The 19,477-nt window shown below is 63.7% G+C and carries 16 protein-coding genes and 1 pseudogene; 9 read left to right on the top strand and 8 right to left on the bottom strand.

All coding sequences use genetic code 11. The annotated features are described in order from the left end of the window. Nucleotides 1-17: 17 nt before the first annotated feature. Nucleotides 18-1,256 carry an ABC transporter substrate-binding protein gene (locus NKG95_RS21810; protein ID WP_031194918.1) on the bottom strand — a complete coding sequence of 413 codons (1,239 nt, stop codon included), beginning with the start codon at nt 1,254-1,256 and terminating at the stop codon, nt 18-20. 392 nt (nt 1,257-1,648) lie between these two features. Here NKG95_RS21810 and NKG95_RS21805 point away from each other — a divergent pair, with 392 nt between their 5' ends. Further along, nucleotides 1,649-2,719, top strand: coding sequence for a LacI family transcriptional regulator (locus NKG95_RS21805; protein ID WP_353042478.1), 1,071 nt, complete (start codon nt 1,649-1,651; stop codon nt 2,717-2,719). 310 nt (nt 2,720-3,029) lie between these two features. Here the strand turns inward: NKG95_RS21805 and NKG95_RS21800 are convergent. Then, a pseudogene (locus tag NKG95_RS21800) lies at nt 3,030-3,215 on the bottom strand (tyrosine-type recombinase/integrase); the annotation flags it as partial. A 175-nt stretch (nt 3,216-3,390) separates the two neighbouring features. On the opposite strand from NKG95_RS21800, the gene NKG95_RS21795 reads away from it, so the two are divergent. From NKG95_RS21795 to NKG95_RS21785, 3 genes are all read left to right on the top strand, one after another. Next, the gene (locus NKG95_RS21795) at nt 3,391-4,473 is read left to right on the top strand and encodes a type 1 glutamine amidotransferase family protein (protein ID WP_353042476.1); all 1,083 of its coding nucleotides are present in this window, start codon (nt 3,391-3,393) and stop codon (nt 4,471-4,473) included. Nucleotides 4,474-4,595: 122 nt separating this feature from the next. Further along, nucleotides 4,596-5,618, top strand: a complete 1,023-nt coding sequence (locus NKG95_RS21790; protein WP_353042474.1) for an AraC family transcriptional regulator — start codon at nt 4,596-4,598, stop codon at nt 5,616-5,618. Between the two features lie 109 nt (nt 5,619-5,727). Beyond that, the gene (locus NKG95_RS21785; RefSeq protein WP_352642661.1) at nt 5,728-6,555 is read left to right on the top strand and encodes an SDR family NAD(P)-dependent oxidoreductase; all 828 of its coding nucleotides are present in this window, start codon (nt 5,728-5,730) and stop codon (nt 6,553-6,555) included. Nucleotides 6,556-6,868: 313 nt separating this feature from the next. Here the strand turns inward: NKG95_RS21785 and gnd are convergent, their stop codons facing one another. The 6 genes from gnd to NKG95_RS21755 all read right to left on the bottom strand — a co-directional run bounded on the left by gnd (nt 6,869) and on the right by NKG95_RS21755 (nt 12,682). Then, a complete protein-coding gene (gnd, locus tag NKG95_RS21780) occupies nt 6,869-8,293 on the bottom strand; it encodes an NADP-dependent phosphogluconate dehydrogenase (RefSeq protein WP_353042472.1) in 1,425 nt (474 codons plus the stop codon). Between the two features lie 140 nt (nt 8,294-8,433). Beyond that, on the bottom strand, nt 8,434-10,071 hold the full coding sequence (locus tag NKG95_RS21775; protein WP_353042470.1) for a copper resistance CopC/CopD family protein: 1,638 nt from the start codon (nt 10,069-10,071) through the stop codon (nt 8,434-8,436). A gap of 52 nt (nt 10,072-10,123) precedes the next feature. After that, nucleotides 10,124-10,642: a YcnI family copper-binding membrane protein gene (locus tag NKG95_RS21770; RefSeq protein ID WP_353042468.1), complete on the bottom strand. Its 519-nt coding sequence runs from the start codon at nt 10,640-10,642 to the stop codon at nt 10,124-10,126. A gap of 25 nt (nt 10,643-10,667) precedes the next feature. Then, on the bottom strand, nt 10,668-11,204 hold the full coding sequence (locus NKG95_RS21765; protein ID WP_353042466.1) for a copper chaperone PCu(A)C: 537 nt from the start codon (nt 11,202-11,204) through the stop codon (nt 10,668-10,670). A 99-nt stretch (nt 11,205-11,303) separates the two neighbouring features. Next, nucleotides 11,304-11,660 carry a DUF2946 family protein gene (locus tag NKG95_RS21760; RefSeq protein WP_352483618.1) on the bottom strand — a complete coding sequence of 119 codons (357 nt, stop codon included), beginning with the start codon at nt 11,658-11,660 and terminating at the stop codon, nt 11,304-11,306. Between the two features lie 119 nt (nt 11,661-11,779). Continuing rightward, a complete protein-coding gene (locus NKG95_RS21755; RefSeq protein WP_352483619.1) occupies nt 11,780-12,682 on the bottom strand; it encodes a GntR family transcriptional regulator in 903 nt (300 codons plus the stop codon). Nucleotides 12,683-12,938: 256 nt separating this feature from the next. Here NKG95_RS21755 and NKG95_RS21750 point away from each other — a divergent pair, with 256 nt between their 5' ends. The 5 genes from NKG95_RS21750 to NKG95_RS21730 all read left to right on the top strand — a co-directional run bounded on the left by NKG95_RS21750 (nt 12,939) and on the right by NKG95_RS21730 (nt 19,477). Then, complete coding sequence (locus NKG95_RS21750; protein WP_352642651.1) at nt 12,939-14,444, top strand: UxaA family hydrolase; 1,506 nt, start codon at nt 12,939-12,941, stop codon at nt 14,442-14,444. A 331-nt stretch (nt 14,445-14,775) separates the two neighbouring features. Then, nucleotides 14,776-15,771: an ABC transporter substrate-binding protein gene (locus NKG95_RS21745; protein ID WP_023721963.1), complete on the top strand. Its 996-nt coding sequence runs from the start codon at nt 14,776-14,778 to the stop codon at nt 15,769-15,771. Nucleotides 15,772-15,874: 103 nt separating this feature from the next. Then, nucleotides 15,875-17,428, top strand: a complete 1,554-nt coding sequence (locus NKG95_RS21740; RefSeq protein ID WP_353042464.1) for a sugar ABC transporter ATP-binding protein — start codon at nt 15,875-15,877, stop codon at nt 17,426-17,428. Beyond that, a complete protein-coding gene (locus tag NKG95_RS21735; protein WP_352483622.1) occupies nt 17,425-18,390 on the top strand; it encodes an ABC transporter permease in 966 nt (321 codons plus the stop codon). The genes NKG95_RS21740 and NKG95_RS21735 overlap by 4 nt, the downstream gene beginning before the upstream one ends. Before the next feature lie 70 nt (nt 18,391-18,460). Beyond that, entirely contained in the window at nt 18,461-19,477 is a 1,017-nt protein-coding gene (locus NKG95_RS21730; RefSeq protein WP_352495512.1) for a zinc-binding alcohol dehydrogenase family protein, read from the top strand.

The raw sequence follows: 19,477 nt of genomic DNA, 5'->3' as shown, positions 1-19,477 counted from the left end.
GGCGGTTGGTCGATCGCTCAATCGGCCGAACCGACGATGGCGGCGAAGCGCTTCTGCGCATCTTCCACGGTCATGTCCTGCTTGGCGAAGAACTCGGAGAACAGATCCTCCTTCTGCTTCTGCGTATCCTGCGAAAGCAACTGGTCCGTCCAAGGCATGACATTGCCCTTGGCGAGGATTTCGAGCCCCTTCTTCATGCAGTCGTTCGCCGCCTTGAGGTCGACGTCGCCGCGCACCGGCAGCGAACCCTTCTTGAGATTGAAGGCGACCTGCGTCTTGGGATCAAGCAGCGTGTGGGCCAGCACTTCCTGCGCCTTCGATTTTTCGGGATCCTTCAGCAGCGGGAAGTAAAAAGCGTCGCCGCCGGTGGCGATCATCTCGTTGAGGCCGAGGCCCGGAAGGCAAGTATAGTCCTTGCCGGCGGTCTGGCCGGCAACCTGGAACTCGCCCTGCGCCCAGTCACCCATGATCTGGCCGCCGGCCTTGCCGGTGATGACCAGATTGGTGGCCTGGTTCCAGTCCTGCACATTGGTGTTCTTCGCCATCTTGCGGGCGTCGTCCGCGGCCTTGAAGACCTTGGCGACTTCGGGTCCGGCGGCGAATTCCGCGTCCTTGTCCTTATAGACCTTGAGGAAGGCATCGGTGCCGCCGACCGCCGCGAGCAGCACGTCGAAAGCGCCGGAGGCCTGCCAGGGCTGGCCGCCGACCGCGAGCGGCTGGATGCCTGCTTTTTCAAGCGCGGGCGCCGCAGCGACATATTCATTCCAGTTCTTCGGCACCGGCACGCCGGCCTTTTCGAAGGCGGCATTCGACAGCCACAGCCACTGCCAGGAGTGGATATTGACCGGCACGCAATAGATTTTGCCGTCGAGGGTACAGCCGTCGAGCAGGCTCTTCGGCTGCACGATTTCCGTCCACTTTTCCTTGGTGGCGAGATCGGTGAGGTCGCGCATCAATCCGGCCTGCACCAATTCTTCCGCCTGCCGGCCGTGATTGAACTGGGTCGCGCCCATCGGGTCGCCGCCGGTGATGCGGCTGATCATGATCGGCCGCGCCGTGCCGCCGGAGCCGGCGATAGCGCCGTCCACCCAATGATTGCCGGTTGCGTCGAAAGCCTTGGCGAGTTCGGCGACCGCTGCCGCTTCGCCGCCGGAGGTCCACCAATGGGTGACTTCCAGATCCGTCGCGGCCGCCGGGCCGGCGAATTGCAGCGCGGTCGTCAATGCCAGCGCAGCAGTCATGAGTTGGTATCGCATTTCGTTCCTCCCAGAATCTGAAACGTTACAGATTTTGGATACGGCAATTGCTTCGGACGCGCAACCCCTCAGGCAAATCCGGCATCAATTTTTTTCGAAGCGCGAATAAAATCGCCTAGCCCGCCGAGCTACCGCATTGCAACAAGCGAGGTTGCATTGCAAAAAATTGATGCTGCGACGCCAGAAAACCGGAAAAGCCCGTTTCAATCGTTCGTTTTTGCGCCGACCGGAGTACCGCTCGTTTTGCGCATGTCACCAGTATATCGCGACGGCAGTGACAATCTGTAACGTTTCAGTATATAGCGGTCTCATTCGGTGAAGGCCGCGGCGTGCGCGGCCGGCCGATTGCCGGGCTGTCCGGCAACTGTTATGCGCCTGACGGGGCGGGACGAATGAACAGGCATCAAAAAGAGAAGGCCGACGACGCGTCGGGCCAGGGCCGGCCGACGCTGAAGACGCTCGCCTTCATGACCGGGCTGGGCGTCACCACCGTGTCGCGCGCGCTGAAGGACGCCCCCGAGATCGGCGCCGAGACCAGGCGGCGCGTCCAGCTTGTCGCCAAGCAGATCGGCTATCGCCCCAACCGTGCCGGCGTCCGCCTGCGCACCGGCAAGACCAATGTCATCAGCCTGGTGCTCAACACCGAGCACGAGATCATGAGCTTTGTCTCGGACATCATCTACGGCGTTTCCGAAGTCATCGCCGACACACCCTATCATTTGATCGTGACGCCCTATTCGCGCTCCCAGGATCCGCTCGACCCGATCCGTTACCTGGTGGAAACCGGTTCAGCCGACGGCGTCATCATTTCGCGCACGCAGCCGAACGATCCGAGGGCCCGTTATATGCTGGAGCGCGGCATCCCCTTTGCCACGCATGGCCGCACCGACATGGGGCTGATCCATCCCTATCATGATTTCGACAATTACGCTTTCGCAGCCGAGGCGGTGCGCCATCTGGCCGGCCTCGGCCGCCGCCGGCTGGCTCTGTTGGCGCCGCCGGTCGAGCTGACCTATCACGGCCACACGCTCGCCGGCTTTGCCGATGCGCTGAGCGAGGTCGGCGCCAGCGAGATTCCGTTCAACACCGTTTCGATCGATCATTCGATCGAGCAGATCAGAATGCGGACGGCGCAGCTGATGCGCCGCGAAAGCCGCCCGGACGGTTTCATCAGCAGCGCCGCCGCCGCGACGCTCGCCATCGTCGCCGGCATCGAAGACGCCGGCCTCAAGCTTGGCCGCGATGTCGATGTGGTGTCCAAACAATCGTCGGAGCTTCTGCACCTGTTTCGCAGCGAATTGCTGGTCGTTAACGAGAACTTCCGGCTTGCCGGCGCCGAACTCGCCCGCTCGGTGCTGGGCTGGATCGGCGGCGCCGCACCTGGCTCCCTGCAGAGCCTGAGCAAGCCGGGCGAAGTGCAGGCTTATCGCCCTCCCGACCAGAGCGGGATACGTTCAAATTGAACTCCCGCTCCATCTATTTGTCATAGCCGCATTTCTGCGGCGCCAAGTGATTCCACTTGGTTGCAAAATGCGCGCTGCTGACTGGCAACCTTGGGGCCGGTAGTTGACCGGCAGCTTCGAGGATCGGATCTTAAGAAGCGGACCTTCAGGAACCCGCGGCGCTCGAGACGGTTCGCGAAACGGGCGATCCGCAGATGCTTTTTCGTGTTATGATGCGGTTACAACACGCGTAGTCTCGACCTCGGCAATCTGGCAGGGGCCGGAAAGCTATATGTTGCCCGGCGCAGGAAAGTTTTGCGCCCGTCCGGCATCGAACTGTGTTCTCGATCTTGCTATGTCCGAGCAAAGTCTGAATCGCTCGTAGATTGCCGGTCGCCTTGTATATGAGCGACGCTTTCGTCCTGCGCAGCGAGTGAGTGCCGTAGTCCTCAGGTGTCAGCCCAATCGCGGTCCCCCACTCGTCGACCAGCCGCGCGTACTGACGCGTGCTCAGGTGACAGGCGTCACCCCCGCACAGTGGCGCGAGCAGAACACCGAGAGATTGGCGGCCATCGCAAGTTTTCTGTCGCATCCTGTAAGTGAATGCGACAGGAGGCGTGCCTAAATCCGCCGATGAATGGCAGGGACGGCCTGACCCTCACCCCGGCCGAAAGCATTGAAAGGAACAAGTCATGCCCACCACCAAGCGCCGCGCACTGATCCTCATCTCGTCCGGCCGCCAGCTGCCGCTGGCCGAACCGGCCGACGTCAAGTCGATCTCGACCGGGTTCTTCCTGGTCGAGATGGCTCAAGTGCTCAAGGAGTTCGAGAACGACTACGAGTTCACCTTCGCTACCCCCGACGGCAACGCCCCTCAACTCGACATCAACGGCATGGCCCTGTCCGTGCAATCCATCGAGAAGACCGGCGCCATGACCATCCCCCTCCGTATGCAGCAGCGCCGCCGCTCGTTCGACGTCAACAGCTTCCGGCAGCGCCACCCCGCGTTGGTCGCCCGCCGCGAGCAGGAAGTTCAGCTGCTGGAGCGGCACATCGGCCGGGTCCCGGTCTCCGAACTATTGCCTAACAGCGAGCCGGAGCTCGCCGAGTACCGCCCCGAACTGGTTCGCCGCCTCGACAAGCTGCCCGAGGGCACCTTCCACTCGCTACAGGAACTCGTCCAGCGTCACCGCGACTCGGCCGACCCGTTCACTTTCGCCGACTTTGACTTCATCCACACCCCCGGCGGTCACGCCCCCATGGTCGACTTCCGTGACAACCCGTGGCTCGGCGAAACCCTCCACATAGCCCGGGAGAACGGCGTCATCATCTCGCTGATCTGCCACGCGCCTGTGGCGGTGACCTCCACCCGGCAGCGCATCGACGCTCAGGGCCACCCCTACCTCGTCAGCGACAACCCGTTCCTCGCCGCCACCATCTCGACCGTCCCCACGATCGGCGAGCTGTTCGCGCTGCGGTTCCTCTACCCACGCGTCCCCGGCAAAAAGACCCGAACCTCCTACTTCGTCGACGCGGCCATCAAGGAAGCTGGCTCCACACTCGCGACCTCCCTCAACATCGCCGCCCCGCTACTGGCCTACGAGCCGTCCGTGCGGCTGCTCACCGGCAACGGCCCGCAGGCCATCGACCAGCAGGCCGCTAAGCTGCGCAGTGTCCTCACCAGCACTCACGCCGCCCGACGCGCTAGCGCCACGCAGTTGAGCATGCAACCGTTACGGTCCACCCTGCCGGTCACACAGTGGACGACCCGGTAGGGCAGATGGATGACTGGATCGGTGGCGGATTCGGGTACGCTGTGATCGACCTGGGGCCGGGCTAGACGACGATAGGACAGCGGCGCTCATATGCCGCCATTACGGGTGAGTGAAAGACTGCCATGACACGGCTACCAATCGACAGAGGCAAAGTCCCACAGGCCTTTTGGCGCGCTGTAGAGCGGGCTGGCATCTCACCAGCGGCATTGTTGAGGCAAGCTCGGTTGCCTGCGACCCTCCACATTTCCGAAGACGCTTGGGTCAATACCGCCCAATACTTCGAACTCTGGCAAGCACTGGAGGAGCTGTCGGGCGACCCTGCGATCGGGCTGCATATCACAGTCGCGGCAGATACATCGGTCCATCCCCCCGCGACCATGTCGGCCTTCTTCGCCAAGGATTTCCGTGACGGCCTCAACCGTCTTGCCAGGTTCAAGCGGCTTTGCACCCCGGAAGAGCTGCACGTGATAGAACGTGATGGTGAGGCTTTTGTCAGCTTCGACTGGATCCACGCCGTTGGCACGGAGCCTGACGTAGCGGTCGATGTGACGTTTGCAGCAATCCTTGAACTGGGACGACGCGGAACAGGTCGTCACATCGTCCCGCTGCGAGTGGACATGACCCGAAAAGGCCCGACGACCCGAGCGCACAAGGAGTACCTCGGAGCGCCAATAACCTTCGGGGCGCCCAAGAACCAGCTGGTGCTGCGTGCCGATGATCTGGATCGACCGTTCGCTGGGCACAACCCCGAGCTGCTCGCCATCCTTACACCGGCACTGTTGGCCTCGCTCGACGAGATCGATGCGCAAAGCTCGTTGCCAGAACAAGTGAAGATTGTCCTGAAGCGGCGGTTGGCCAGCGGCAAGCCCGAACTATCGGACGTGGCCAACGTCCTGGGGATGAGCGAACGCACGCTGCAGCGCCGTATTTCGGAATCTGGGACAAGTTTCAGGCTGCTGCTGGAGGCTTCCCGCCAGGAACTCGGTCGCGAAATGCTGGCCAGCGGCGCGAACGCGGCTGATGAGATTGCCTATCTATTAGGGTATCAGGATACCAGCTCGTTCTATCGCGCCTTCCGCGAATGGGAAGGTGTCACCCCCGCACGGTGGCGCGAGCAGAACACCGAGGCCTCTCGCCTAAACTAGAGATTGGCGCCCATCGCCAGTTTTCTGTCGCAACCTGCAAATGAATTCGACAGGGGGCCTGCCTACCTCAAGAGAAGTGCCCAATGGCACGCAACCATGAGGTAGATCGATGTCGAAAGTCTGGTTCATTACAGGCGCCAACCGTGGCTTTGGTCGAGTGTGGGCGGAAGCCGCACTTAAGCGCGGCGACAGGGTTGCCGCGACGAGCCGGCAGCCTGAGGCCTTGCAGGATCTCGTCACTCAATTCCGCGATGCGGTCCTGCCCCTGCGGCTGGATGTGACCGATCGCGCCGCCGCAATTGCCGCTGTCGGACAGGCTGCCAAAACATTTGGTGGTCTCGACGTTGTCGTCAACAATGCCGGCTACGGCCTTTTCGGTGCGGTCGAAGAAGTCACGGAGCAGCAGGTGCGCGATCAGCTCGAAGTGAATTTCTTCGGTGTGCTGAACGTCACGCAGGCTGTCTTGCCCATCCTGCGCAAGCAGGGGCATGGCCACATCATCCAGGTGTCCAGCATCGGTGGCCTGATGTCCTACCCCAATCTGGGGGCCTATCACGCCTCCAAGTGGGCGGTCGAAGGCCTCACCGAGTCGCTGGCGCAGGAGGTTGCCCCGTTCGGCATCAAAGTGACCTTGGTGGAACCGGGCGGCTATGCCACCGACTGGGGCAGGGGCTCGGCCGTCCACGCCAACCCGGCGCCGCAGTATGACCCTCTGCGCCGTGGCCAGGCAGACATCTGGGCCAACCTGCCCGCGGAGTTCATTGGCGAACCGACGGCGACGGGTCCGGCGATCCTGCAGGTCGTCGATGCCGCCGAGCCCCCGACCCGGATCTTTTTCGGGCTCACCCCAACCAAGACCATCGTGGATATCTACGCCAAGCGCCTCCAGACCTGGAAGGATTGGGAGGCGGTTTCGATAGCGGCCAACGGCCACTGAGGCAGCAGCCTGCGGGGCCTGCCGATTGGCGGCCCCGCACAGGTCAAACGACCGCCACTGACCGCTTCCAATCGGGCATTGAGGTAGCTCCAACGTTCGCCTCCGCTTCGTTTCGTCCTGCGCGGGTCACGCTTTTTTCGTGGTCGGATAGCGGCGCGCGCCGAAGCTGCCACAAGCATTGGTCGGATCGGCTCGGGGTGCCTTGCTTTTGGACGCGCTATGATGCGCAGCAGACAGTTGCGGCGTTGCCCCGGCGAAAGAACGGCAGCTATTGGGAAGTCGCCGAGGCGGCTTGGACGGCCGAAATAGGGCGCTAACCCGCCGCGCCACTCCCCCACGGGCCATGGAAAGCACCCTGCCCATCGATGCGCTCGAAGCCGTGCGCGCCGAAGAAATCGCGCTGCGCCTGGATCAGGTTCGAAGTGCCGCGACCCTGCCGGTAGCTGACGAAATAGGCAAGTGCGGATGACAGGGCCGGCACCGGCGAGCCTGCTTCGGCCGCCCTTGCCACGACACGGCGAAGCGACGGATGTGCCTCCTGCATCAACGAGACGAAAGCCGGCGCCATCAACAGGTTGGTGGCTGCGCCGCCGGCGCCGAAGGCCTCCGCCATCGTATCCAGCAATTGCGAGCGGATGATGCAGCCTGCCCGCCAGATCTTGGCGATGACCGGCATCGGCAGGTTCCAGTTGAATTCCTTCGACGCGCCGCTCATCACCGCGAAGCCTTGCGCGTAGGCGGCGATCTTGCCGGCAAACAGCGCCAGCTCGAGATCGCCGAGCAGGGCGTCCCTGTCTCCGGAAATCCTGCTCACGCCGCCGCCATAGACCTTTTCGGCGGCCAGCCGCTCGTCCTTGATCGACGACAGCACGCGGGCCGCCACAGCCGCCTCGATCGCGGTGGCCGGAATCCCGAGCTGCTGCGCCTCGATCACCGACCATTTGCCGGTGCCTTTCTGGCCGGCGCGGTCGAGGATGATGTCGACCACCGGTTTGCCGGTCTTGGGGTCGTCGGCGGCCAGCACCTTGGCGGTGATCTCGATCAGGTACGAGTTGAGCCTGCCCGTGTTCCACTGGGAAAACACCTCAGCGATTTCTTTCGGTCCCATGCCCAGCCCGTCACGCAAGATGCCGTAGATCTCGGCGATCATCTGCATGTCGGCATATTCGATGCCGTTGTGGATGGTCTTGACGAAATGGCCGGCCCCGTCAGTGCCAAGCCACGCCGCGCAAGGCTCGCCCTTGAACTTGGCCGAGATGGCGGTCAGCACCTTTTCGACGCGCTTCCAGGACTCTTCGGTGCCGCCGACCATGATCGAGGGACCGTGGCGTGCGCCCTCCTCGCCGCCGGACACGCCCATGCCGATGAAGGTCAGGCCCGAATCGGTAAGCTCGGAGAAGCGCCGCATCGTATCGCGGAAATTGGCATTGCCAGCGTCGATGACGATGTCGTTGGCCGACAGCACGCCGCGCAATGCCGTGATCTGCTCGTCGACCGGCTTGCCGGCCAGCACCATGATGATGATCGGCCGCGGCGGCCGGATCGCGGCGGCCAGTTCCTCGAGGCTGTAGCAAGGCACCACCCTATCCCTGAGCGCGCCGGCATTTTCGACAAAGGCATCGGTGCGCGCCGCGGTGCGGTTGAAGACGGCGATGCGGTGCCCCTTCTCGGCGATATTGAGCGCGAGGTTGGAGCCCATCGTGCCAAGGCCGATCAGGCCGATTTCGGCTTTTTCCATCGTTTCTTCCCTGCTTTCGGATCTTGTTGGTTTGAGCCCGCGATTGGGTTGGATGCCCATTCTTGATGACGATGATTGACGGGCCTTCAAGGCCGCGTCAACCGTCTCGCCGAATTGTGTTGCGCAGACCAGCGCCGTCTTCATGGCCGGATATCGATCGGCGCTTCGATCTTCACCATCTCGAAATCCGAGACCAGGATATCGAGCCGCGCTGTCCACCGGCCGGCGACCGGAATGACGAGATCGTCGACGCGCCAGGTGCCGTCGCCGGGCTTCGTCGCAGGGCGTTTTATCGGCTCGATGCCGGAATCGGGCTTTGACAGCACCAGCGTCACCTGCTTGGCGTCGAGCGGGCCGAAATCGCCGCTCATGATGAAGATCGAAGCAGCAACAGGTCCGGTGTGGCCGGGCGCAATGCTGAGATCGGCCATCGCTTGCTGCGTGTGGATATGCACCGATGCCGGCTGTGCCGCGGCGATTGCCAGCGCCCGCGGCGGCGGCGTGAAGCGCCAGCCGGCGCCAACTCCGAAGATCGCCACCACGATCAGCACCTCGATGGCGATCGAGCGGGCCAGCCGCCGCTGGACTTCCGTATTTCCTGCCTCGGCCGAGGCCGTGAGCTTGAAGCGGTTGACGGCGGCGAGCGTGAACAGAAAGACGAGCAGCACGAGCTTGAGCAGCAGCAGCCGGCCATAAGCGGTGTGGACCAGCGCCGACGGCGTTTGCACCTGGATGACGGCGAGCACGATGCCGGCTGCCGCAAGCACGGCCACGACGAACAGGATCGCTCGCGAAAACCGTCGCAGCAATGGCCCGGCTTTGGCCGGCTGCCGTTTCAAGGCAAGACCAAGCGGCGCCAGCGCCCCGGCCCAGACGGCGATACCAGTTCCGTGCAGAAACACCATCGGCCTGGTCAGCCATTGCGGCTCGGCGGCACTGGCATGCCCGCTGGCGGCAAGTGCTGCGCCGACGCCAGCCAGTCCGGCCAAGGCGAGCGGCTTTGCGTCGGCGGGCGGCACGACCAGCGATAATAGGCTGAGGCCGAGCGCCATCAGCGCGATCAGCACCGTCCAGCCGAAGCTGGTGCCCAGCCCGGTCTGCCAGATGACCGGCTGCGCCAGCCGGGCAAGCGGCGCGCCAAGCGCATCCAGCCCCTGCAGGCCGAGCGACAGCGGTGCGGCGGCCAGCCCGCACAGGATTGCCGCGACGATCAGGCGCTGGCCGGATCGCCCGCCTTGCGCCAGCCAGGCCAGCGCAAAGGCACCCCCGACGCCGAAAAACAGGCCGATATATAGAAAAATCTTGCCGATCCAGATCGCCGTTCGAAGCACCCGGTCGACGGCTTCGGAGGCGGCCGGCGCAGCACTCGGTGCGCCGACCGAGAACAGCACCGAGCCACCGACCGGATGCCCGTCGGCGGAGATCACTCGCCAGCTCAGCACATGCGTGCCGGATGTCAGCGCCTGCGGATTGTCGATCTCGACGGTCTGGCCGCTGAGCTGGAAAGAGCTCAGCGGGACCGCCGTGCCGTCGGGCCGCACCAGCGTCAGCACCAGCGGCGAAACCGGCTCGCTGAAGGTCAGCGACATCTGCGACGGGCTCTGCGCCAGCACCGCACCGTCAGCCGGCTCGGCCTTGATCAGCGCCGCATGGGCGAAGGCGGGGTTCGGCGCGGCAATTACGGCGAGCAGCAGGACGGCGGCCAGCAGGCCAGCCACAAGCCGGCCAGAATAGTTGCCGGCCATGCAAGCTTGCCGCAGGAAGGATGCCGCGCTCATCTCACCGCCAAGAGCAGCGGCGCGCTCATCCGCCAAAGCGCGCCGCTGGAGCTCACTTCTTCGGCAGCAGCTTGAGGCCGGGCGCCGGAAATTCCAGCGCGTCCTCAGCCTGCCCGGCCGCCGGAATCTCGATCCAGCGATCGGCAACGCCGTCACATTCCTGCACCACAGGGAAATGCAGCGTCTGGCCTGCCGGCAGGTCGGATGCCAGTGTCGCGCGAAAGACGAATTCGTCGTAGAATTCGTCCGGCAGGCTGCCGGCGCTCCAGTCGACCTCCTTGACGCCGCTGGTCACTGCCTGGCCGTAAAGCTGGTAGGACTTCTCGTATTTGCCGTTCTTGACCTGCAGCGTCCAACCCGGCTTCGGCATCGGTTTGACCGAGAGCACCCCTTCCGGGATCTGCACGCGCAAGGCGGTCGTCGCCTTGCCCTCGCAGCCATGCGGCACCCGAAGAACCGCCTTGTAGGTCGAGCCGACCGCCGCCTCCGGCGTTTCGAGCGTGATGTGGGCGAAGGCCGCGCTGGTCCCGAGGACGAGAAGCGCGCAGCCGGGCAAAAGAGATTTCTTCATGATGCTACCTCTCGAAGCGGCCAAGTCAGTCGTCGTCCTGGGGTGCCGGGCTGCCTATGCCTTGCACGGCGAATTCAATCTGCACGGGCCCGGCTTTCTCGAAGGTCAGCGTGGCGGAGAACATTTCGCCCTCCTTGGGCTGCCGCTTCAAATCCATGAACATCAAATGATAGCCGTTGGGCGCCAATGCGACCTTGCCACCGGCCGGGATTTCGAGGCCGCCGGTGACCGGCCGCATGGTCATGACGCCATTGCTGACGCCCATCTCGTGCAGTTCGGCCTTGGCCGAAATGTCGGAGGTGATCGACAGCAGGCGATCCGGCGCACTGCCGGTGTTGGTGATGGTGAAGTAGCCGCCGGCTACCTTGGCGCCGGCTGGCGTGGCGCGCGACCAGGGGTGCCCGATCTCGAGACCGCCAAGCTTGAACTCATGTGCCAACACCGTCTGGGCGTTGGCGAACAGGAGGGCAAGAACGCAAAGGGCGACGCCGAGACGCTGCTCGAAACTACCCAGTGAGAAGCGCCTGCGGCTGGATGCGGCAGCGCGAAAAGAGTGAGACATGATTGCTCCGTGGATTTTAAGAGATCGCGCCGATGCCGGTCGCGAACGATGTCGATAAACGCGCCGGCCAAGGGTGTGCGCGGCGCAAACCAGAACGGATCAGGCCGTCGCCGGTGGTGCGCGCGGATTGGACGGAGTGCGGGCGCGGGCGAAATCGCGATGCCGGAAGGCCGGCAGGAAAAAGGCGATGGTTTCGACGGAAGGGCTGCGAGACAGGCTCCCGGTGGCATCGGGCGGCGCGTAGACCGCCGAAACGAGGTTGCAGCCAAGCATGCAGCAAGCCGGCATGTGCTGCTGATGCGGATCCCCGGCCGGGAGTTGCGCCGCACCGTCATGGGTGCAGATCGTGTTGCCGAAAGCATCGAATTGCGAGGCGTTCGGCTCGATGCCGGAAGCAAACGCGCCGAACATCGACTGGAGCACGAAAAGCCAGGCCGCGGCGAACGCGACCGGCATGCTCCATCGTCTCCGGCGTATGGTCAAGAACCAGCCTCTTCACGCAGCAACGTCAGCTCTCTAGCACGGAGCCGGCGGCCGGAAAATCGCCAAAACGTTGCTGCGGCAACGCAACACAATCACGCGCGCAGCGGCTGCCTGCCCTCCGGGATCGACGTCAGCAGCGTGTGGCGGGCCGATTTCAGGTGCTTGCGGCAGGCGGCGTCGACCTTGGCGAGATCGCGCGATTTGAGCGCGGCGATATAGGCGAGATGCTCCTGGACCGCGACTTCGTTGCGCTCGCGCTCCTGCGCCTTGTTCCACTGGTAGTGGTAGTGGAAGATCATGGCGATGACGTCGTAGAAATCGACGATGAAGCGGTTGTGCGAGGCGCGGTGGATCAGCCGGTGAAAGCGCTCGTCGAGCTCGGAGAACGCGTTGAAGCGCACGGCGATCTCGCGCGCCAGCAGGCGATGCTCGTCTTCCAGGCTGTCGAGGTCGGCCCAGACCGGGCTGTCCTCGGGCAGAGCGGCAAAGGCGGCGGCCGAGCGCAGTTCGAACATCTCGCGGATTTCGGTCAGCTCCAGCGCGAAGGCGCGGGTAAAGCCTTTCAGCACCCAATGACTGTTGCGGCGCTTCTCGATCAGGCCGAAGCGCGAGAAGCGGATCAGGAATTCGCGCACGCTGGTGGTGCCGACGCCGATCTCGCGCGCCAGTTCGAGTTCGTTGATCTGCATGCCGGCCTCGGCGCCACCGGCAAGCAGCCGCCGCATGAAGGAGCGTTCGATGATCTCGGCCAGCGTGTCGGTCTCTTCCTCGGGAAAAAAATCGTCCGGGCGCGGCTCGCGCAGAACCGTCTTGCTGCGCTTGTTCCAATCGATCAGCCCGGTCTCTTCCATGCGGGCAAGGATGGTGCGGACGGTCGTGCGGCTGACGCCGAGCAGCGTGCCCAGCTCCGGCTCCGAAGGCAGGCTCCTGGTTTCGTCGAGCAGCCTAAGACCGCGATTATAGGCGTCCTTGTATACGTTGTTGCTCTTCGACATCCCCTGCCCCGTGGCGCGCCGGCGTTTGCGGCCGGCGTGAAGCTTTTCTCGCGCATGAAATCGGAATCGCTTCGGAAAACATCATGCGCAACGCTAGTTTTGGTTGTAGAGCCTACGTCGCGCATCCAAAAGACGCGTCGCGCTCTGGCGAAAAAACAATTGACGCAAAAATGTTTTTTCACGATAAAAGACATTATATGTTAAGAGCCGCGTGTCAATCCGCTCGCGCACCCAGGAACATACCCAGGAAGCTCCCGTGAACGCCGCAAACAGCATTCTTCTGTCTCCCGCCGACAATGTCGCGGTCGCCAATGGCCGCATCGAGATCGGCACCGTACTGCCGGGCGGCGCCGCCGCCGCCGCGCTGATCGAGCCGGGCCACAAGGTGGCGATCAAGCCGATTGCCGCCGGCGAAGCCGTGGTCAAATACGCCCAGGCAATCGGCCGTGCCACGCAGGATATCGCGCCCGGCGAGCATGTCCATTCGCACAATCTGGTCTTCGAAAGCGGGCGTTTGCCGGTGGTGCCGCCGAGCGAGGCCGTGCACGCGACCGAGGCCGACCGCGCCCGCACCTTCATGGGCTACCGCCGTGCCGACGGCCGTGCCGGCACGCGCAACTTCATCGGCATTCTCGCCAGCGTCAATTGCTCGGCCACCGTCTGCCATGCCATCGCCGACGCGGCGAACCGCACGCTTCTGCCGCAATATCCCGGCATCGACGGCTTCGTCCCGATCGTCCACGGCCAGGGCTGCGGCATGAGCGCCACCGGCGATGGCATGATGGTGCTGCACCGTACGCTGGCCGGCTATGCACGTCATCCGAATTTCGGCGGCGTGCTGATGGTCGGGCTCGGCTGCGAGGTCAACCAGCTCACCCTCTATGGCCAGAAGGGCGTCGCCGCGGGAAAACGCCATTTCAACATCCAGGAAGCCGGCGGCTCGCGCAAATCGGTCGAGAAGGCGCTGGTCGTGCTGGCCGAGATCGCCGAAGAGGTCGGCAAGCTTCAGCGTGAGCCGATCCCGGTCAGCGAGATCGTCGTCGGCCTGCAATGCGGCGGCTCCGACGGCATGTCCGGCATCACTGCCAACCCGGCGCTGGGTGCGGCCGTCGACATTTTGGCCGGCGTCGGCGGCGTCGGCATCCTCTCCGAAACGACGGAGATCTACGGCGCCGAGCACCTGCTTGCCTATCGCGCCGCAACTCCCGAGATCGCCGCCAAGCTCGACGGCTACGTGAAATGGTGGGAAGACCATGTCGCCAAGCATGGCGCATCCATCGACAACAATCCCTCGCCGGGCAACAAGCGCGGCGGCCTGACCACCATCCTGGAAAAGTCGCTCGGCGCGGTCGCCAAGGGCGGCCAGACGCCGCTCAACGGCGTCTTCGGCTATGCCGAAAAGGTCACCGGGCACGGGCTGGTGTTCATGGACACGCCCGGCTACGACCCGGTCTCGGCCACCGGCCAGGTGGCGGGTGGCGCGAACGTCATCGTCTTCACCACCGGCCGCGGCTCCTGCTTCGGCTGCCGGCCGACGCCGTCGATCAAGGTCGCCAGCAACTCGACCATGTACCACACCATGGAAGAGGACATGGACGTGAATTGCGGCGTCATCGCCTCGGGCGAAAAGACCATTGCCGGCATGGGCCGCGAGATCTTCGAACTGATCGTCGAGACAGCTTCGGGCCGCAAGACCAAGAGCGAGGAATTCGGCTACGGCGACAACGAGTTCGTGCCGTGGCACCTCGGAGCGACGCTCTAAGCCGGACCGCTCGCGGCAGTCGCGAACACCTGACGTGATCGCCAGGTGTCACAGTTCGTACATCCCAAAAAAAGAATGAACATTCCATATTGACTGAGTGATGGAATTAATATTCCATGCGGGATATTGGAGGAGATTGGCAGCGGAGCTCCGACAGAAAGAACTCTTCCGCCCAGCCATTCGAAGCAGGCATCAAACAGCGCTTGCGCCTACCGAGATGATGCATTATCAAAATGCGGTAAATGTTTTTTATTGATAAAGTTCCGTTTCGGCCGCGCCATCCGAATGGAGCTTCCATAACATTCACCGGGCGACTTAGGGAGGACTCCTAATGAAATTCGTGACCAGCATTCTCAATCGCCGCGCCTTCGTGGCACTCACAGCCGCCTCGATGCTTGCCGGCGTGATGCATTCGGCCCCGGCATCCGCGGCCGACGTGACCATTCCGATCATCGTCAAGGACACCACGTCCTTCTACTGGCAGATCGTCCTGGCCGGCGCCCGCAAGGCCGGCAAGGACCTGGGCGTCAACGTGCCGGAGCTCGGCGCCCAGGCCGAGACCGACGTCAACGGCCAGATCTCGATCCTCGAAAATGCCGTCGCCGGCAACCCGGCCGCTGTCGTCATCGCGCCAACCGAAGCCAAGGCGCTCGGCAAGCCGATCGACGAGGCCGCCACCAAGGTCAAGATCATCGGTATCGACTCCGGTGCCGACTCCAAGGCCTTCACCTCGTTCCTGACCACCGATAACATTCAGGGCGGCCGCGTCGCCGCTGACGGCCTTGCAGCAGCCATCGGCGAAGCCAATGGCGGCAAGGTCGAGGGCGACGTCGCCCTGATCACCGCGCTTCCGGGCGCCGGCTCGCTCGAACAGCGCGCCCAGGGTTTTAAGGAACAGCTCGCCGCCAAATATCCGGGCCTCAAGCTGGTCGCCGACAAATACGCCGACGGCCAGGCCACCACCGGCCTCAACATCGCCACCGACCTGATTACCGCCAACCCCAACCTCAAGGGCATCTTCGCCTCCAACCTGATCATGGCGCAGGGCGTCGGTCAGGCGATCGCCGAGAACAGCCTCGCAGGCAAGGTCGGGCTGGTCGGCTTCGACAGCGACGAGAAGCTGATCAAGTTCCTCAATGACGGCGTCATTTCGGCGCTCGTCGTCCAGGATCCGTACCGGATGGGCTATGACGGCATCAAGACGGCGCTTGCCGCCTCGAAGGGCGAGAAGGTCGAAGCCAATGTCGACACCGGCGCCAACCTGGTCACCAAGGCCAACATGAAGGATCCGAAGATCGACGCGCTGCTCAACCCGAAGCTCGACTGAGCATCGCCGCTGTGAACTGTTTCCGGGGCCTTTTCGCCCCGGAAACATCCCACTCGTGCCAATCGCGAGGCCAATCTTTGGGGGCCAATTTGGGAGGATTGTCATGATGTCGACGGCGCAGGAACTCCATCCGGCCCCAACGCTTGAACCGGGCAGGACCATCCTCGAACTCTGCGGGCTGGAAAAGCGCTATCCCGGCACCCACGCGCTGAAGCCGGTCGACCTCGCCTTCAAGGCCGGCGAGATCCACGCCATCGTCGGCGAGAACGGCGCCGGCAAATCCACCCTGATCAAGCTTCTGACCGGCGTCATGCCGCGCACCTCCGGCGACGTCATCTGGGAGGGCAAGCCTGCCGCATTGGCGACGCCGCATGAGGCGATGGCGCTCGGCATCAATGCCGTGCATCAGGAAGTCGTCCTGTGCCGCCATCTCACCGTCGCCGCCAACATGTTCCTCGGCGAGGAGGATTCCCGTTTCGGTATCCTGCAGCAGCGGGCGATGGTCAGGCAGGCGCAGAAGATCATCGACGATCTCGGCTTCGACCTGCCGGCGCATGTCAAGCTGGGTGACCTGACCATCGGTCAGCAGCAGTTGATCGCCGCCGCCCGCGCCACCGTGCGCGGCACCAAATTCCTGATCTTCGACGAACCGACCGCCTACCTCACCCGCAAGGAGGCCGACCAGCTGTTCACGCTGATCCGCCGGCTGAAGGGCGAAGGCGTCACCATCATCTACATCAGCCATCGCATGGAAGAAGTGTTCGAGCTCGCCGACCGCGTCTCGGTGCTGCGCGACGGCACGCTGGTCGGCACCAGGAATATCGCCGAGACCAATGACGCCGAGCTGGTCAAGATGATGATCAACCGCTCGATCGAGCAGGTCTACCACAAGGAGCATTTCACCCCGGGCGCGATGCTTGTAGAAACCAGGAACCTGTCCGGCAAGGGTTTCGAAAATGTCTCGATGTCCGTCCGCGCCGGCGAGATCGTCGGCCTCTACGGGCTGATCGGCGCCGGCCGCAGCGAGTTCGTCACCACGCTCTATGGCCGCCACCGCAAGGCGGCCGGCCAGATCCTCTGGGAGGGCAAGGAGGTCAAGGTCAATTCAGAACATGACGCGATCAGGCTCGGCATGGCGCTGGCCCCGGAAAGCCGCCGCGACCAGGGCCTCTGCCTCAACCTGCCGGTCGGGCTCAACCTCAATCTGCCGATCTACAAGCGCATCTCAAGCAATCTGCTGATCTCCCGCGCGCAGGAAAAAGCCCAGGCCGATCGCCAGATCGCCGACCTGCGCATCAAGACGCCGACGCGAAGTGCGCTGGCCTCCAGCCTGTCCGGCGGCAATCAGCAGAAGATCGTCATCGGCAAATGGCTCGCGCACGGCGCCAAGCTGTTCATCTTCGACGAGCCGACCGTCGGCGTCGATGTCGGCACCAAGGCCGAGATCTACCGCCTGTTTGGCGCGCTGTTATCCAAGGGCGCCGGCATCATCCTGATCTCGTCCTACCTGCCCGAGGTCTATGAGCTCGCCGACACGCTGCACGTGTTCCGGCGCGGCAAGCTGGTGGCCACGCATGGGTTTCATACCGCTGATCACGAGGAGATCCTCACCCAGGCGCTGGCCGAGAAACAAGAAAGACCGGGAGGACGGATATGAGCACCGAGGCGATCGCTGCCGAAAGGCCGAAACGCAACTACAACGCCCTGTTCGGGCTGACACTGCTGGCACTGCTGGTTCTTTTGTGGATCATCTTGTCGGTGGCGACGCCGAGCTTCGCCTCGGCCAACAACATCTCGAACCTGTTGCGGCAAGGGTCGATGATCGCCATCCTGGCGGTCGGCCAGACCTTCGTCATCATCACCGGCGGCATCGACCTTTCCGTCGGCGCCGTTGTCGGCTTCGCCACCGTCATCGTCGCGATGCTGATCAACGCCGGCACACCGGTTTTCCTAGCCATCCTGATTACCTTGCTGGTCGGCGTCGCCATTGGCATGTTCCATGGCTTCGGCATCGTCAAGATGGGCTTGCCACCCTTCATCATCACCCTGGCGACGCTGACCTCGCTGCGCGGCATCGGCCTGTTGATGACCAACGGCAACTCGATCTCGATCAACAACGACGCCTTCCAGACGTTCTCGCGCAGTTCCTTCGTCGGCGTCCCCAATCTGTTCTGGATGGTGATCCTGGTCGGCATTCCGGCCTACATCTTCCTGCACCACAGCCGCTGGGGCCGTTACCTGTTCTCGGTCGGCTCCAACGCCGAGGCATCGCGTCTGTCGGGCGTCAACGTCCAGCGCACAATCTACATGGCCTATACGTTGTCGGGGCTGTGTGCGGCCTTCGTCGGCGTGCTGCTCGCGTCGCGCATCGGCATCGGCAATCCGACGCAGGCCGAGGGCTGGGAATTGCAGGCGATCGCTTCTTCGGTGATCGGCGGCACGTCGCTGTTCGGCGCTGTCGGCTCCGTGCACGGGCCGCTGCTCGGCGCCTTCATCCTTGCCACCATCAACAACGGCGCCAATCTGCTCAACGTCAACGCCTTCTGGCAGCGCATCATCACCGGGGTGCTGATCATCGTCATCGTCTATTTCGACGGGCTGCGCCGCCGCGGCAAATAGATCGCCCCCTAACAGCCGCCGGCCTCGCAACAGCAGAGCCGGCGGTGCCATGAACCGACTGGATTGAAGCATGAAAGCCGTCGTCTGCCGCTCGCCCGGCGAACTTGTCCTGGAAGATCGCCCGGCGCCTGGCGCGCCGCCCTCGGGCTGGGCGCTGGTCGCGGTCAACCATGTCGGCATCTGCGGCACCGATTATCACATTTTCGACGGCAAGCACCCGTTCCTCGCCTATCCCCGCATCATGGGCCACGAGGTTTCGGGCACCGTGATCGAGGTTGGCGAGGGCGTCGATCTCACCGTCGGCGAGCCGGTGATCGTCAATCCCTATCTCGCCTGCGGCAAATGCATCGCCTGCCGGCAAGGCAAGCCGAATTGCTGCGTCAGGATCGAGGTGCTCGGTGTCCATCGCGACGGCGCCATGTGCGAGCAGATCCTGGTGCCGGCGCAAAATCTTTATCCGGCAAACGGCCTGTCGCTGGGCGATGCGGCAGCCGTCGAATTCCTGGCGATTGGCGCCCATGCCGTGCGGCGCTCGCTGGCTGATCCAGGTGCGCGCACGCTGGTCATCGGCGCCGGCCCGATCGGGCTCGGCACGGCGCTGTTCGCCCGCATCGCCGGGCTCGACGTGACGCTGCTCGACATGAGTGCCGAGAGGCTGGGTTTCGCCGAAAGCGAACTCGGCTTCGCGACCCTCAACGGCTCGCAGGGCGCCGCCGCTGATCTGGTGCGGCAGGCGACCGACGGCGATGGTTTTGACGCGGTCTTCGACGCCACCGGCAACACCCAGTCGGTGCAGTCGGCCTTCGCCCATGTCGCGCATGGCGGCACGCTGGTGCTGGTCAGCGTCGTCAAGGACGACATCGCCTTTTCCGATCCCGAATTCCACAAGCGCGAGATGATGCTGATCGGCAGCCGCAACGCTCTGCGCGCCGATTTCGACCATGTCGCCGCTTCAATCCGCAACGGTGCGGTGCCGCTGGCAAAGCTAGTCACCCACCGCACCACGCTTGGCGAGACGCCGCGCGACCTCGCCCGCTGGGCACATGAGAAATCCGGGCTGATCAAGGCGGTCATCCAGGTCGGATGA

Origin of the sequence: Mesorhizobium sp. M1423 (genome assembly GCF_040317575.1) — a bacterium.
In the GTDB taxonomy this organism is placed as follows: domain Bacteria; phylum Pseudomonadota; class Alphaproteobacteria; order Rhizobiales; family Rhizobiaceae; genus Mesorhizobium.
The sequence above is the reverse complement of the archived record's forward strand: the minus strand, read 5'-3'. Positions and strand labels throughout refer to the sequence as shown.

Bases quoted from the DNA above. Each gene is read 5' to 3' on its own strand.
- NKG95_RS21810 (WP_031194918.1), bottom strand. From the start codon at position 1,256: ATGCGATACCAACTCATGACTGCTGCGCTGGCATTGACGACCGCGCTG.
- NKG95_RS21805 (WP_353042478.1), top strand. From the start codon at position 1,649: ATGAACAGGCATCAAAAAGAGAAGGCCGACGACGCGTCGGGCCAGGGC.
- NKG95_RS21795 (WP_353042476.1), top strand. From the start codon at position 3,391: ATGCCCACCACCAAGCGCCGCGCACTGATCCTCATCTCGTCCGGCCGC.
- NKG95_RS21790 (WP_353042474.1), top strand. From the start codon at position 4,596: ATGACACGGCTACCAATCGACAGAGGCAAAGTCCCACAGGCCTTTTGG.
- NKG95_RS21785 (WP_352642661.1), top strand. From the start codon at position 5,728: ATGTCGAAAGTCTGGTTCATTACAGGCGCCAACCGTGGCTTTGGTCGA.
- gnd (WP_353042472.1), bottom strand. From the start codon at position 8,293: ATGGAAAAAGCCGAAATCGGCCTGATCGGCCTTGGCACGATGGGCTCC.
- NKG95_RS21775 (WP_353042470.1), bottom strand. From the start codon at position 10,071: ATGAGCGCGGCATCCTTCCTGCGGCAAGCTTGCATGGCCGGCAACTAT.
- NKG95_RS21770 (WP_353042468.1), bottom strand. From the start codon at position 10,642: ATGAAGAAATCTCTTTTGCCCGGCTGCGCGCTTCTCGTCCTCGGGACC.
- NKG95_RS21765 (WP_353042466.1), bottom strand. From the start codon at position 11,204: ATGTCTCACTCTTTTCGCGCTGCCGCATCCAGCCGCAGGCGCTTCTCA.
- NKG95_RS21760 (WP_352483618.1), bottom strand. From the start codon at position 11,660: ATGCCGGTCGCGTTCGCCGCGGCCTGGCTTTTCGTGCTCCAGTCGATG.
- NKG95_RS21755 (WP_352483619.1), bottom strand. From the start codon at position 12,682: ATGTCGAAGAGCAACAACGTATACAAGGACGCCTATAATCGCGGTCTT.
- NKG95_RS21745 (WP_023721963.1), top strand. From the start codon at position 14,776: ATGAAATTCGTGACCAGCATTCTCAATCGCCGCGCCTTCGTGGCACTC.
- NKG95_RS21740 (WP_353042464.1), top strand. From the start codon at position 15,875: ATGATGTCGACGGCGCAGGAACTCCATCCGGCCCCAACGCTTGAACCG.
- NKG95_RS21735 (WP_352483622.1), top strand. From the start codon at position 17,425: ATGAGCACCGAGGCGATCGCTGCCGAAAGGCCGAAACGCAACTACAAC.
- NKG95_RS21730 (WP_352495512.1), top strand. From the start codon at position 18,461: ATGAAAGCCGTCGTCTGCCGCTCGCCCGGCGAACTTGTCCTGGAAGAT.